The 15,224-nt window shown below is 29.9% G+C and carries 14 protein-coding genes and 1 other RNA gene; 11 read left to right on the top strand and 4 right to left on the bottom strand.

What is annotated here, in order from left to right:
* The first annotated feature begins 58 nt into the window (after positions 1-58).
* Positions 59-340 (top strand): hypothetical protein, encoded by a 282-nt coding sequence (locus SERIO_RS04745; RefSeq protein ID WP_047791710.1) that lies wholly within the window; start codon positions 59-61, stop codon positions 338-340.
* Positions 341-362: 22 nt separating this feature from the next.
* Here SERIO_RS04745 and SERIO_RS04740 read toward each other — a convergent pair whose 3' ends face one another.
* Positions 363-869, bottom strand: a complete 507-nt coding sequence (locus tag SERIO_RS04740; protein ID WP_053040855.1) for a TIR domain-containing protein — start codon at positions 867-869, stop codon at positions 363-365.
* Between the two features lie 98 nt (positions 870-967).
* Here SERIO_RS04740 and rnpB point away from each other — a divergent pair.
* The 6 genes from rnpB (at position 968) to SERIO_RS04715 (ending at position 9,005) form a co-directional block, all read left to right on the top strand.
* Positions 968-1,337, top strand: an RNA gene (gene rnpB / locus SERIO_RS06400) — RNase P RNA component class B.
* 123 nt (positions 1,338-1,460) lie between these two features.
* Entirely contained in the window at positions 1,461-2,273 is an 813-nt protein-coding gene (locus tag SERIO_RS04735) for a hypothetical protein (RefSeq protein WP_047791709.1), read from the top strand.
* Positions 2,274-2,603: 330 nt separating this feature from the next.
* Positions 2,604-3,389, top strand: a complete 786-nt coding sequence (locus SERIO_RS04730) for a TMEM164 family acyltransferase (RefSeq protein WP_047791708.1) — start codon at positions 2,604-2,606, stop codon at positions 3,387-3,389.
* Complete coding sequence (locus SERIO_RS04725; protein WP_047791707.1) at positions 3,358-4,530, top strand: phosphatase PAP2 family protein; 1,173 nt, start codon at positions 3,358-3,360, stop codon at positions 4,528-4,530. The genes SERIO_RS04730 and SERIO_RS04725 overlap by 32 nt, the downstream gene beginning before the upstream one ends.
* A gap of 155 nt (positions 4,531-4,685) precedes the next feature.
* A complete protein-coding gene (locus tag SERIO_RS04720) occupies positions 4,686-6,746 on the top strand; it encodes a ligand-binding sensor domain-containing protein (RefSeq protein ID WP_047791706.1) in 2,061 nt (686 codons plus the stop codon).
* 159 nt (positions 6,747-6,905) lie between these two features.
* The gene (locus SERIO_RS04715; protein ID WP_047791705.1) at positions 6,906-9,005 is read left to right on the top strand and encodes a PQQ-binding-like beta-propeller repeat protein; all 2,100 of its coding nucleotides are present in this window, start codon (positions 6,906-6,908) and stop codon (positions 9,003-9,005) included.
* Positions 9,006-9,034: 29 nt separating this feature from the next.
* Here the strand turns inward: SERIO_RS04715 and SERIO_RS04710 are convergent, their stop codons facing one another.
* Entirely contained in the window at positions 9,035-9,838 is an 804-nt protein-coding gene (locus SERIO_RS04710) for an SDR family NAD(P)-dependent oxidoreductase (RefSeq protein ID WP_047791704.1), read from the bottom strand.
* The gene (pgsA, locus tag SERIO_RS04705) at positions 9,825-10,538 is read right to left on the bottom strand and encodes a CDP-diacylglycerol--glycerol-3-phosphate 3-phosphatidyltransferase (protein ID WP_047791703.1); all 714 of its coding nucleotides are present in this window, start codon (positions 10,536-10,538) and stop codon (positions 9,825-9,827) included. Before pgsA ends, SERIO_RS04710 begins: the two co-directional genes overlap by 14 nt.
* A 95-nt stretch (positions 10,539-10,633) precedes the next feature.
* On the opposite strand from pgsA, the gene SERIO_RS04700 reads away from it, so the two are divergent.
* The gene (locus tag SERIO_RS04700; RefSeq protein ID WP_047791702.1) at positions 10,634-11,116 is read left to right on the top strand and encodes a CinA family protein; all 483 of its coding nucleotides are present in this window, start codon (positions 10,634-10,636) and stop codon (positions 11,114-11,116) included.
* Between the two features lie 38 nt (positions 11,117-11,154).
* Entirely contained in the window at positions 11,155-12,186 is a 1,032-nt protein-coding gene (recA, locus tag SERIO_RS04695; protein ID WP_047791701.1) for a recombinase RecA, read from the top strand.
* 106 nt (positions 12,187-12,292) lie between these two features.
* Here recA and SERIO_RS04690 read toward each other — a convergent pair whose 3' ends face one another.
* Complete coding sequence (locus SERIO_RS04690; RefSeq protein ID WP_047791700.1) at positions 12,293-12,769, bottom strand: hypothetical protein; 477 nt, start codon at positions 12,767-12,769, stop codon at positions 12,293-12,295.
* Positions 12,770-13,096: 327 nt separating this feature from the next.
* Between SERIO_RS04690 and SERIO_RS06595 the strand changes: the two genes are divergently transcribed.
* Positions 13,097-13,264: a lipoprotein gene (locus tag SERIO_RS06595; protein ID WP_158500496.1), complete on the top strand. Its 168-nt coding sequence runs from the start codon at positions 13,097-13,099 to the stop codon at positions 13,262-13,264.
* A 63-nt stretch (positions 13,265-13,327) separates the two neighbouring features.
* The gene (locus tag SERIO_RS04685) at positions 13,328-15,178 is read left to right on the top strand and encodes a hypothetical protein (RefSeq protein ID WP_047791699.1); all 1,851 of its coding nucleotides are present in this window, start codon (positions 13,328-13,330) and stop codon (positions 15,176-15,178) included.
* The last annotated feature ends 46 nt before the right edge of the window (positions 15,179-15,224 follow it).

Genomic DNA, 15,224 nt, shown 5'->3' with positions numbered 1-15,224 from the left:
TAATCAAATAAATAGTCAAGAGAGTATTTAAAATGCCGACTTAATAAGAATTCTTATTATGTTGGCATTTTTATATAGTAGTAAGGAACCAAAAATTATGTGCGCACAAGAAATTAACGAACAATTAACCCTTAGCGAACTTATTAACTTAAAGATTAAAATAACATATTTTTTATGTAATTATTTTGAAAAGAAAGGCCTTTTAGTTGGTGTTCACTTTTATGAGGACCAAATTAATACTTTAATTATTGAACATTTTGAAGAAATCAACCCCCTGCTTGAACAACAGTTTGGGGTTCAATATTTAATCTATTGCAAAATGGAAAATTTACCAAAATAAAAATAGTGCTAAGATCACTATTTTATCGATTTTGCCGTAATAATGCTAAATTATTATGGGCAGTTTGGGTTGCTTGTTCTTCAGCAGCGCTAATCCATTCGAATGGTTTCATACTAATGGGGTTTCAATTATATAATTGGAGATATCCTTTTTTATAATTTTCAAATAACCGGGCGGGGATTGTTTTTTCATCAATCAATTTTTTGGTAAAACCATAGTTATTGTTAGTTGGCAAGAAAATCCCCAGAATTAAAGATTTTGGTTTTTGTAAACTAGCAGCAATTTCTCAATCCACATTTTTTCGTTTTCAAGTTTCACTCCCAATTAACACAATTGTCACATTTGTGGCTTGTAAAACTTCTTGTTTAATTTTGTTGATAAGATCCTGGTCACTAAACAAGCGATCATTAACTTCCTCAGGATAATAACTTTCATTTGTAATATTAATTTTTTCTTGAAATTTTTCAAGAAACTGGTTCTTGTATTCATCATCTTTTCCAAGATGGTATGCTATGAAAACTTTCTTCATTTTTTACCTCACTTATTGTTATTATTATATCTTTTCTTTACAAAAAATAAAATCAATGGTGCGAATTCTTAATCTTTGATATAATTATAAAAGAGTTATGGTCGAACTAGTTGCTATTAATTAAAGTTAATAGAGGAAACTCCACGCTCGCACAATCTGCGAAGATTGTAGTGTTTGTGCTAACCGAAACCATAAGGTTAGGCATAGGTGAACCTATGACGGCTGGTAGCTAGCGCTAAGTTAATGTGTTAATATGCGCCGTACCTATAAAAGTGCCACAGTGACGATGTTCTAAAGAAATTTAGAAAGTGGAACGGGTAAACCCCACAAGCGAGAAACCTAAATTTTGGTAAGGGAATCTGTTCTTTTTAAAAAGGAAGAAAGAACGGAATTTAAATAGAAATTATTTAAATAGATAAATAACTAGTGATTTATAGCAATATAAATAACAGAACGTGGGTTATGAGATCATAACTTTTTTATTTTGGTTAAATATTTGTTAGGTGAAAATATTTTAAAAAAAATTTAAAAATAGTTGACTTTTATTTTTTACTATTTATAATTTTTATAAATAGTAAAAAGGAGTAAAAAATGAAAGAAAAAAATACCACTGTTAGTTTAAATGTTAAAAATGATAGTATTTTAACAAGAATTAAAAAATCATTATTTGATAAAGAATTATATAACCACCGCTCAATTGTTTTTAAAATCACTGCTACTGCTGTTTTTTTAGGAATTGCAATTGGATTAAGTTTAATTGAAATTTTTGATGTTACCATGCCTTGGGGAGCAACTTTTGGGGTACGGTTCTTTGATACACTAGTCTTAATTTATTCGATCTCAATTGTTGGGTTAGGGTTTAGTTTATTAGAAGGGATTGCCTTACCATGAATACATAATTTAATTGATGGCCACCATACCTGAATTGAAATGTTCTTCTTTATGGTCTCAAATATATTAGTTGTTTTCATTACCTGATTTATCTATTACATTGTCTTTAATGCTTATTATAAATCACGAGTTCCCGAAAATATTGAAGACCATGATATTCATGAATATCATGTTGTTAAAAAACCCCATGATCACCACCACCGAATTGGTACAATTGGATTAACAAAGAAAATTACCGCTTTTAGTATAATTGTTCCCATTTGTGCTTTAATTGAAGCTTGTGCGGTATTATTAGTTGCTAAAATTTTATTATCAACTGGTCACCAAAGTTTTGATGTTGATGAAGGGGAAAGCGGACTAGATGGGATCTTCAGTAGTTGGCAACATACTTTAACATTCTTAGCTATCTTCTTTGGGATTTTTCTGGCAAAATATATTTTAAATACCACATTGTTTATTTTGTTAGAACGTCGTACCAGAAGTTTAATTGACCGGTATGGAATTTATGCTTAATAATAAGTTAATAATATTATTAAAATTTAACACCCATTGGGTGTTTTTTTTAATTCTAAGGGAGATAAAATTCACCAGAGGATTTTAGAAATTTTTTGTTATTTTTTGAAAATAAAGTAAGGTTTCCAAGAATTTTTTTTTTTTTTTAAAAAAACTTATTTAAAAAATAGTATAATTATTTATAGAAATTGAAATGATATGAAGAAACAATACTATCAAAATCAATTTGTTAAAACAATGGGATAATTTTTAAATACTTTTTTATTTTAAAATCATTTTTAAGAAATAGTATTTAAGAATTTGAAATTAACTATTTAAAGGGGTAAAAAAATGGTGATATTTTCTTGAGTTTTGCCAATTATTATTGCAATTTTATTAGTTGGAAGCTTATGAGTTTTTCCTAATTTTTATTTTAAAACAACAAAAACTTGGTATTTACGCTTTGCAATTGTTGCTTGATTATTAATTACGGAAGCTACCCAATTTTGAGAAATGTTAAGCAACCAGGGATGGCAACATTTTGCCAATTATTTTACCTTATATGCTTGTACAATTTCAGCATGAGTAGCTATTATTATGCTTTTATATCCAAAAAGAATTTTTCTAGATTGTTTTTTCCCGCTAGGAGTAATGGGGCCAATTTTAACGTTAATTTTTCCAAGTAAACAACCAACTATTTTTGAATGAACCTATTATGTTTTCTTTTTAGGCCATATCTTAACGTTGTTTGGTTTTATGTATATCTACTTATTTAATTTCACAGATTATAAGTTTTCAAAACGAGCATTTCAATTTGCAATTATTACGGGAATTATTGTGTTAGCCTTAGTTGAGTTATTTAATGTCTATTTTGGCACAAATTACATTGTGGGAGACATTACATGAGCCCTAGGCTTAAAAGAATTACCACGCCCTTGGCAATTTGTGGTTGCTTTCTTTAGCGGTCTTGGTATTATTTTAATTGGTTTAGCAATTCCATACTTTTTCAAACCAATTTACCAATATCAAACTAATACTAAATTACATGAAACTTGATGAGAAATTTTGTTCGGAAAAATTAAAACTAAAATAAAACAGTCAAATAATGAAGTCAACGAATCCAACGAGGTCAGTTAAGGCTAATTTTTTCACGAACAAAAATTCCCATTGATATTTTTTTGCGATCCCTCTGTTAATAATTTTTGTTATTAATTTAGGATTATTAATTGCAAGCGCGTGATATGGTGTTGATTATCAAATTGCGGCGGTACTAGCGGGTGGATTAAATAATGAATTTGGCAAATACTGAGCTCTTTTTTATAATCAATTAGGTAATACTGAATTATTTGTTGTCTTATTGATTTATTTAGCAATTTTGTTAGAAACGTTATTTTTAGTTAAAATTAAACGGAATAAAATAAAATTTAAAAATAATTATTGAATAGTAAATAGTTATTATATCATCGTAGGACTAGGATGAGTTATTGGCAACTCTCTTACGATTGCGTTTATTCCCACAACGGATGAAGGTTTTGGGTTTGGGATTGATTATATTTTACTTGATAGTATGAAATATCGATTGACTGGTTCAATTTTAGCTTTTATTTACCAAACAGTTTTATTAGGATTAGGTTTATACTATGTTCGTTTTAAATTAGTTAAAACAAACCGAATTTTAACTGAGCAAGCATGAATTAAAGCCGTGAAAGGGGTTTCTTTCTTAATTATTACTTATTTAGTAGTAGCTATTTTAAAGGGATCAACTCAACGAACATATTATTATAATGCTATTTTTGGAGATTTAATAAGAGCTCACCCGGATTTACTAAGCCATTACCTCCAACAATCTGAATTTAAATATGGCTATAATTTAGGGAGCGGTTATGTTGATAATATTCCGTGAGAATACCAATACCCTTGGTGGAAACCAACTAGTTTAATTGATAATCCTAATATGCCAGTTTTTAATCTCCCATGAGAGTATGCTTTTCCAAGTGGTCATATTAATGCGACCTTTTGTTCCGGGGCGTTAATTATTTTATTTTTAAAAAATAGTGATAATAAAGAAGTAAACTGAAAAGTAAAAGGATTATTTGTAATTTGATTAATTCACATTATTTCAATAAATTTTGCCTTAATTGTTGAACGTATGCACTGAATTTCCGATACTGCTTTTACCTTTGTCTTTTCAATATTAATGATTTTGGCTGTTCATTTTGGAGTTAATAAAATTTTTAAAAACCATTTAAATAGAGAACCGGCATTATTATTGACTTAATTAACTTATTAAGTCAATTTTTAATAATAAAATTTAATAATCGGATATAATATTATGAATAATGCACTTAATTGGTTTTTTTTTTTTTTTTTGGTAAAATAATTTTAAGTTAATTTTGCAAAAATATTAATTTTGAATGGGAGTATATATTAAAGATGAGAAACGCGGATATTAATTTTTTGTGTCGTTCGTGTACACAAGAGTTGAAAAATAAGCTAAAAATTATCAGAGAAATAAGAACAGAGTTTTTAAAAAATTTAATTTTTTTAGAAATTAAAGATAAGAGTTTAGTAGAGTTAAAAGAAGAGTATGATATTAAAATTGTGTTGTATTTACGGTGTGCCAATCGCCATTTTGGGTTATTTGTGAAAAGCACCTTATTTGATAAAAAAGGTACTTATAAAAATATCGTTTTGGAAAATGTTATTAATAATGAGCAACCAGTAATTTCTAGAAATGATTCTTATCTAACATTGCCAGATGAGAACTTTAACGAATCTGGTATTGTTGCTATTTCATCAGATAGTTTAACATCTCCTAGTTTGAATGAGGCGAACATGAATTTTATTAAGAATATGGATCATAAGATTAACCAGTTAGGGGTGATGCATCTTCATAATATGAAGCATATGTCTAAAATGCGTCGTAATTTTCTAATTGTATTGTTAGTTTTAATTGTGTTAGCTGCTGCTGGTTTAGCAGGGGGATTAGGGTTTTATTTTACTATTTCAAAAGAAGTTACAAGTGCCGTTAGTCAGCAAAATTTTAACCGGGTTGATTTAAGCGAAGATGTTAAGAATTTAGAATTAGGATCAATTGTTGATAATAAAGATACAACAATTTTAGCTAAAGTTAAAGCTCTTAATGATAAAATAATCATTGATGATATTTTGCTAAAAGATATTTCAAAAACAAGAGCAACTTTAGTCGCCAAATCTTCTAGTAGTCATTATAATTATAATTCAACAGTTAGTGTGGAATATTTAGCTAATAAAATAACTTTAAAAACTGATATCCATAATCAAGTTATTACTAACGAAGTTAATGAACCAACAAAAGAGCAGGATATTTTAGCTGGCATTAAAAAAGAAAATCCACAAGTAATAATTCAAGATTTAGCAGTTGATCTGGGATCAAGTACGGCGACTCAAACTGATATTTTTGTTAAAAATAGTACAATATATTTACCAAACGATAGAATAACTGTTTATTTTAATAGTAGTGGGAAGAAAATGCTTTCTAATGATTTAACAGAAACTAACATTGGTGATCTGCATGATAACAAACCAGAGACAATCTTAGCGACTGTAAAAAATAAAAATCCCAAAGTAGATATTAATCAATTAGAAATTATTAATGATTCAATTACTAATAATGGAGTCCTTTTAACTCCTAAAAAAGATAGTCAATCATACATATCAGGACAACAAGTACAAGTTTATTTTCGAATATATAATCCTCATATTGGTACTGTTAAACGCAAGATTAATGAGGTATTTGATTCATTCGCCTTTATCCAAACAACAGATGGTAGAATACTTGCTTCTAGTGCAGAGTTTATTTATGAATTAAATTTAGATGGGACAGTAAAACATAAATTAAGTTCCCATGTTGACGAAAGCATTGCGGATATGATCCAATTATTGGATGGTAGAATATGAATTCTTGATATAAGAGGAGAAATATTTGAATTAGACCTAGTCAATGACACCATTAAAAAACTAGGATTTAATATTACTGAAACTCCAGAAGCGATAATTCAATTACAAAATGGGATGATTCTTCTAGGAGGAGCAAAGGGAAATATTTATGAATTAAATTCTGATGGAACAATCAAAAATAAAATAGTCAAATTACCAAATGAATATGGGATAAATGGTTTAGTAAAATTAAAGAATGGGATTATTTTAGTAGTGAATGGTCACCAAATTTATCAAGTTAATTTAAATGGAACATTTAAATTAGTGGTAGATCAGGTAGATAATTTTAGTTTTTTTCACACTATAGTTGAACTTAAAGATGGAACTATTTTAGCTGCTGGTTATTGAAACAAAGGAAATGGTGGTAAAATTTACCAATTAAATGATGATGGTTCAATTAAAACGGAAGTTGGTCAAAATGTCTTAGTTGCGATTCCCGTATCAATATTTCAAACTAACACGGGCACTATTTTGATGGGAACAAGTAATGGAATATATGAATTGAATAATGAATAGGATCTAGATAAAAAGTATTTTACCAAGGAATAATAAACTTTTTATTATATTTAAAAAGCAAAGTTAATGTATTATCTTGCTTTTTTTTTTTTTTTTGTAAAATAACTTTAGATTAATTTTATTGCAATATTAATTTTTGAATGGGAGAACATATTAATTATGAAGAATGCGGATGTTAATTTTTTGTGTCGCTCATGTGCACAGGAGTTAAAAGATAAGTTAAAAATTGTTAAGGAAACAAGACCAGATTTTTTGAAAAATTTAATCTTTTTAGAAATTAAAGATAAGAGTTTAGTAGAATTAAAAGAAGAGTATGACATTAAAATAGTCCTGTATTTGCGCTGTGCTAATCGTCATTTTGGGTTATTTGTGAAAAGTACCTTATTTGATAAACGGGGAATTTACAAAGACATTGTTTTAGAAAATGTTATTAATAATAGTCAATCCTCAATTTCTAATCAAGACTCTTTTACATTAGTCCATGATAATAATAATTTTGATGATCCTGGAATTATTATTCCGCCCACAAATGATTTAACAACTCCAAATTTAAATGAAGCTAATATGAATTTTATGAAGAATATGAATCATAAGATTAACCAGTTAGGAGTGATGCATCTTCATAATATGAAGCATATGACAAAGATGCGTCGTAACTTTTTAATCGTCTTGTTAGTTTTAATTGTGTTGGCAGCGGCTGGTTTAGCAGGAGGATTAGGATTTTATTTTACTATTTCAAAAGAAGTTGCAAGTGCGATTAGCCAGCAAAATTTCAAACGAATTGATTTAAGTACGGATGTTAAAAATTTAGAATTAGGTGAATTATCTGATAATAAAAGTACTACAATTTTGCAAGCAGTCAAAGAAAAAAATCCAGATGTTGTGATCAATGATGTTTTACTAAAAAACATTTCGCAAACCCAAGCTGTTATTTTTACGAAAGCTGGTAGTACCCATTACAAAAATGATTCAAAGTTAACAGTCGAATTTTTAGCAGATAAAATAACTTTAAAAACTCATTTGCAAAAACAAATTATAAGTAGTGCAATTAATACAACAAGTTCAGCGATTGATATTTTGAATGCGGTTAAAATTGATAATCCCCAGTTAGTAATTAGTGAGTTAAATGTAACAAAGTCCGGAACATCTTTACACCAAGCTATTATTAGTGTTAATCCAAAAAGAAGTATGGTTTACATTACTGCTGACCAGGCCACAGTTTATTTAAATGTTCAAAATAAAAAATTACTTACTGATGATTTAACCGATTCTAATTTGGGTGATATTCTGGATAATACTCAAGATACTATTCGCCATGCTTTGCAAGCTAAAAATCCTTATCTAAAAATGTCGGATGTTATTGTTAGTGAGATTATTAGTACCGAAGCAAATGTTTCAGCTATTGATAAGAGCAATTTTTATATTAGTGATACTACAATAAGAATTTATTATCGAGTTTACAATCCTCATGTGGGGACTATTAAAAAATTAGTTGAAACTAATTTCAAGAGTTATGTTGCTGCTATAAGAGAATTAAAAAATGGGCAAATTTTGGCAATAGGTTCTTACAGTTTATATCAGTTAAATTCTGATGGCACTATTCATCAAAAATTGGCTACTTATAAAGAACCACTTACTGATATTTTTCAATTATCACCAGATACATTATTAATTCCTAATAATTATGGGACTATTTATGTGACAGACTTAAAAGGAACCATTAAAAAAACTATTGTTGATGAAAAGGCTAAAGGAAAAAATTTGAGAAAAATAAGCAAATTAAACGATGGCAGAATTTTATTGTCTGGCTTTGATCGTAATATTTTTGAATTAAATCCTGACGGGAGTATTAAACAGCAATTGTGGTCATTTCCTACTGTCAAGGGAGAAAATACTACAAATGACTCTGATGGTTTCTTAATACAATTAAAAAATGGAAATATTCTAGGACTTATTTCTAATAGTATTTTTCAAGTTGGGTTAGATGGTACTTTTAAACTAATTACCCAATTTCCCTTGCCTGGAGTCGCTCGCTTTACTGCGGGAATTCAACTTCAAGATGGTACTATTCTTGTTGTTGACGTCAAGGGTGATGCCATACAGTTAAATGAAGATGGCTCAGTTAAAATGGTAATTTCTCCACCCCAAAGTATTGACAAAATATTTTTTAGTGAGGCTCTTTGTCAGCTTCATGATGGTACTATTTTAGTTGGAACATATGGTGATAATGCAAAAATATATGAATTAAATCATAAATAAAAATGAAGATGTTATTATAACATCTTCATTTATTTTCTTTTCCGCTGATAATTATAAACAGAAGTTAGCACTCAATTTTGGGGTATTCATTTTGTTAATTTTTTAACGAATTTATTAGTTGTCCCTGTAATGATATAGTTTTTTCGTTTAGTTGATAAAGCTTTACGTAATGATTTTTTGGCATATTTATCGGTAGGCATTACTTTTACTGTGGAATGGTATTTGGCATTTTGTTGGTTACTACTACGATTTCAAAAGTCAGTTTTTAACGGACCGGGACAAACTGTGATAACCCGAACCGGAGATTTTGTTTTTTTTAATTCAGTATTAACAGCGACACCTAAACTATAAACATATGCTTTTGAAGCATAGTAACTAGCAAATACCGGACCTGGGGTGAAGGCAGCTAAACTGCCAACATTAATAACTCGTCCAATTTGTTGGTCACTAAATCTTTGCACAAATAATTTTGTTAAAATATGTAACGCATTAATGTTTAAATTAAGCATATTTAATTCTTGGCTAAGATCAGAATCTTTAAAGTAACCCCAGACCCCATAACCAGCATTATTAATTAAAACGCTAACAAAATATTTTTTAGTTTGTTCAAATAATTGATAACAATTATCAAGAATACTTAAATCAAGGTTTAATAATACTACTTTTTGAGCTGGATATTTTTTTACTAATTCATTAACACTACTAGTATTTCGAGCGACCGCAATAATATGATAACCTTTTTTTAATAATTCTTCACAATAGTAATAACCAAGGCCTTTACTAGCCCCGGTAATAATTGCTCATTGTTCGGGGGAAAAGTTATTTTTTTTCATTTGGCGAAGTTTCACCTTTCATTGTTGTTAATTTTGGTTTATTAATAACTGCCATATCAAATAATGCGGTGCGGTTTAAATAGATATAATTAACAGCAGAAGTAATTGATAAAAGAGTTGCTAAGTACATTGGAATCATAATAATTTGGTTAACCCAACCATATTCATTAAATTCACCAGTTGTCTGAGGTTGACCATTAAACATGCGATATCCAACAAAGAATAAAATAAAGATTCCTAGCATTTCACAGGCTGCTCTGATTTTTCCTAGCCAGTTAGCGGCCATAACAACTGTTTTAGCAGCTAAGATTTGGCGAACAACATCAATTAAAAAATCACGTAAGATTAAAATTAAACACATTCACACTGGAATGATATTAGCACAGGCAAAGACAATAACGACTCCATTTGTTAATAGTTTATCAGCAATTGAATCAAAGAATTTACCAAAGGTAGTCACTTGTCCATATTTTCGGGCAATATAACCATCTAAGGCATCACTTAAACTAGCAATGGCAAACAAAACACCAGCTATTAAATAACTAATTGGTAAGGTATAAGTAACATGTTCACTCTTGGCAACAATGGTATCAGTTCAACCATGATATAATAATTCCCCAAATGGATAAATTAATAATAAGACTAAAATAATCGGTAATAAGATTATCCGAACTAGGGTAATGCGATTAGCTCAATTCATTTTGACATCCTCATTTCTTTTTCATTTTCTTTCTCTAATTATATTATAATAATTAAAAAGAAAAATATAATATAAAAAAGTTTTGGAGGGCAAAGATGTTTAAAGAATTAGTAGAAAGTTTAATTAAACAAAAGTTAACAATTGCGACTTATGAATCATTAACTGGGGGGTTATTTACCTCATTATTAACTGATGTTCCCCATGCTAGTTTAACAGTAAAAGGTTCGTTAGTAACTTATACTAATGCCATAAAAGTTCAGGTCGGACATGTAAATGCTGAAACTATTGATCAATACGGAGTTGTTTCTGCTGAAACTGCCTTCGCAATGGCCCAGGCATGTCAAAAACTATTTGCTAGTGATATTAGTGTTAGTTTTACTGGCAATGCTGGGCCAGGGGTGTTAGATAATTTACCAGTTGGTGTTGTTTATTGTTGTATATGTTATAATGATAAAACTTATCCGTTAGCATTTAATTTTAATCCCACTTTAACTCGCGGGGAAATTAAGTTAGCAGTTTGCCAAGCAGTTTGTAAGGAATTATTAAAAATTGTTGAAAAAATTAAAGGAAAAAGCTAGTGAATTAGGTAAATCTAAAATAGAAGGAGGCATTGAAGATGAATGATGATAAAGTTTTAACTGAACCAACCAAAGTAACTAATAGTGATCCCGATAATATTTTAAAAAATGTTATGAAGGAAATTGAGCGTACTTATGGGAAGGGTGCGGTAATGAAATTAGGGGATAAATCACATTTAACGATTGAAGCAGTGTCAACGGGTAGCTTAGTGTTAGATAATGCGATTGGCATTGGTGGTTATCCGAAAGGGCGGATTATTGAAATTTTTGGTCCGGAATCGTCGGGGAAAACAACCTTATCTTTGCATGCAATTGCTGAGGTCCAAAAATTAAATGGGAAAGCAGCTTTTATTGATGTTGAGCATGCCTTAGATCCTAGTTATGCGAAACGGTTAGGGGTTAATATTGATGAATTAATTATTGCCCAACCCGATTCTGGTGAACAAGCCTTAGATATTTTGGAAACCTTAGTTAAATCAACGGTAATTGACATTGTGGTTATTGACTCAGTAGCGGCATTAGTTCCCAAAGTGGAGTTAGAAGGAGAAATGAGTGATGTAACAGTCGGCGCCCAAGCGCGACTAATGAGTAAAGCCTTACGAAAATTAAACGGCGTTATTTCAAAAACTAATTGTATTGTTATTTTTATTAACCAAATTCGTGAAAAAGTCGGGGTAATGTTTGGTAATCCCGAAACAACGGCAGGGGGCCGCGCATTACGCTTTTATTCTTCGGTGCGGTTAGAGGTTCGTCGGGCTGAAACTTTAACTAATTCAGGAGTAGCCATTGCCAATAAAGTTAAGATTAAAGTTGTTAAAAATAAAGTGGCCCCGCCTTTTAAAGTAGCAAGTATTGATATCAATTATAACGAAGGAATTGATAAGTATACAGAACTAATTGATTTAGCTGTTAATTATAATATTATTGATAAGGCCGGAGTTTGGTATTCTTACCAACAAAATAAACTGGGTCAGGGTCGTGAAAAAGTTAAAGAGTATTTTATCAATAACCCCAATGTTTATGAGGAAATTAAATTCGCTGTTTTAAATAAAATTAAAGATGAACGCTAAAAAGAATTACTAATATAGTAATTCTTTTTTAAACTAAAGTAGCATCGCATTTAGTTTCGAGATAAAATTTTACTCAAATTACATTTAAAAATAGATTATTAAAATATTATAAACTTCCTCAAAAATGAGCATATGAACCAGATCAATCAGTTTTTGAATTTAAAGCATGATATCTAATATTATATTTACCATCATATCCTTTGTGGTAATCCATTGTAATAAACATTCTTACTTCGGCTAAACCAATGAACACATCGCGTGAGAAAAGATAAACAGTTTTATATTGTTCTCATTGTTCTGAAACGGGCGCATTTGTCATATCAACTGTGGTATAGTCTAAACCACCATGGTATGTTTTACTTCCTCACTGATAGTTGATGTTAGCATTATTGTCATTAAAAGTACTACTATCTTGTCAATGCCAACCAAAAATATAGTCATCTCTGCCACTTACATCAAAAGAGTATAATCCGTTAGTTACATTATTTGTTGTAATATTATTTTCATGAATTTGGACAGTACCACTAGCAACACTTGTTGCCCCAATGATACTGCTCCCTAGGAATGTTAATAGAGTTTTCATAGTTATTATCCTTCTTTCACAAATTAAAAAATTATTTATTATTGTTTATTTTTAAAATAATCAAGTAAAATCTTATCCTAATTTCATTATATAGCGGGAAAGAATTTTTGCAATTATTTTTAGAGAAAATATTTAAAAAATCGTAATTTATTTTCTAATTTTGAGATAATTTTACTTTTTTGCTCGCCCATTGAAAGTTAAATAATAAGCACTTTTATGAATTTTCTAAATGTCAATATTTGTTAAAATTGCTTTTTTTTTTTTTTTTGTTTTAATTATTTTATCTTTGGAAAGAAAGATATAACAATGAGGGAGATTTAAAAAAATATGCGAAAATTATTAGGTATTTTAGGAGTAGTGACATTAGTTGGTTCATCAACTGTTAGTGTTGTTGCTTGTCATAAAACAAACAATGGGAAAACAAATGTTTCATATTTTGACCATGAACTTGACCAAATTGCTAATAAAACAAATGAAGAGCTAGTTAAAAATTAATTAGCAATTTCAAAATTATTAATTTCTTCTCGCCATGAGAATTTAAATGTTTATGCCCAGGATATGCTAAACTGATTTGTTAATTCAACAAAAGATAAATTTACCACTAAAACAGGGGCTGTGGTTGACTTAACCCAAGCCAAAGCTAATTTTCATCGTAAAAACCGTGCGTATACGGTAGATAATTTAGTTAATATCGTAGCACCAAACAATCCAGTTAGTTGAGCTTATTCAGATACGGGAGCTTTTTCAAATTACTTGTTCCATGCTGATTTAAAAGACCAAATACCGGGGGGATATGCTAGTGCAGGAGCCAATGACAATGTGATTGATTCTTCACGTTTATACCAGTTACTATTATTAAATGATAAAGTTAAGGGTAATGGTTATATTACTGATGATGGAACTGCTTTTGGGAATGCCAATAACTTTAATGTTTATAATGTAACAAAAAATGCTACAAATATGTATGCACTAAATACTGTTAATTTCTTAGGGCAAGGGTTTAGTATGATGAGTCAAACAAATGCAATTACGGGATTAGCAAGTATTTCAAAAGTCCTACCATTTGTCCGTCAAGATACTTTTTTAGGTGGCCAAGATGATAAATTACGAAAATTTATTTTTCAACATTTAAACACGGCAGTAACTGCCTTGTTTGGAACGAAAACGGATAATGATGTGTTTGGGCAATTAGCGGATAGTTCATTATTAGGAGAAAACTATACAAAAGTATTAGATCCTACGATTGGAAAATCACTATTTGAAGTTCTGCAAGAATTTGATGCGCTACCAAATAAAATTGCCAATGCAGGGTTATTTGCGCCAATTTCAATGGATAAGTTAGCTAGTTTAAGCGGGGGAATTAATGTCTATGCTAAGTTTGTGGAGTTATATGATACTTTCAATTTAGCAATCAAAGCCTCACCAAATGTTGACCAACAAAAATTAAATGAAGTTTTATCAACAGCGGCTTATAAAAACTTGATGGCCAAAATTGACCAATTACGTAATGCCCAAGTACAAGGGAGTTTATGAGATATTTTAATTATGATGGTTAATGCTTTTAAATATAATCAAATTCCAGTCCTTACTTTCTTAGGTGCTTTTGCTGATTTTGGAGCAATGTTTGGTTCATCAGCAAATGATGGAACTGAACAATCAGCTGAACAAAAAGCAAATGTTGCAGCACTAAAAGCGATTGCGGGATTTAGTGATGAAGTAAATTATAATTTACATGATTTTACTGACCCTAAAAATGGTACAGTCAAGGCGGTTGATGATGGAACTGGAAAGATAATTTCTTACCATGATTGAGTATTAATGAAACTGGGGATGACAAAAGATGCGACGGGTGCTTATCAAGTTGCACCTGGGTCAATGATGTCATATATGGCTAAATGAAATACGAGTGGGGGAATGTATGAATTCTTAAAAGCAATGTTTAAAAGTTCAGATAGTTTATTTACAAAATGAACTAACCAAGCAACAAGTGATTTAACAAATAATTATTTTGATTATTTATACCGAGATGATATCTGAGATATTGTTCCGAATTCGGTGCAACGCGTTGATACTGGTGGAGGTTGGTCAACCTTAACTTATACGATGACTTATAATGGTCTGGGAGATAGTATGGTTAATAACCAACAAAATTTAGATAAATACCATTCAACCCCATTAAATATTCAATTAACTTCTGATAATTCTGGTAACTTAAAAGGGGTGGCGCCAACGGGTGACGCTAATAATCCTAATTACTCATTAGAAGATTGAAAAAATCATGATGGGTTAGGAACTACTTTTAATTCTGTTAAAAATACTTATACTGTTTCTTTTGACATTACTCCGGAGGGAGCAGTTGCCAAAATGGGAAACTTTATCTGAACAATTAATAATAAGCGTTACTATTAAAATTTTAAAGAACTTACTAGTTAGCAATAACTAATAAGTTTTTTGT

The organism is Spiroplasma eriocheiris (assembly GCF_001029265.1).
Classification (GTDB): domain Bacteria; phylum Bacillota_I; class Bacilli_A; order Mycoplasmatales; family Mycoplasmataceae; genus Spiroplasma; species Spiroplasma eriocheiris.
This window is presented reverse-complemented; position numbering and strand designations above follow the sequence as displayed.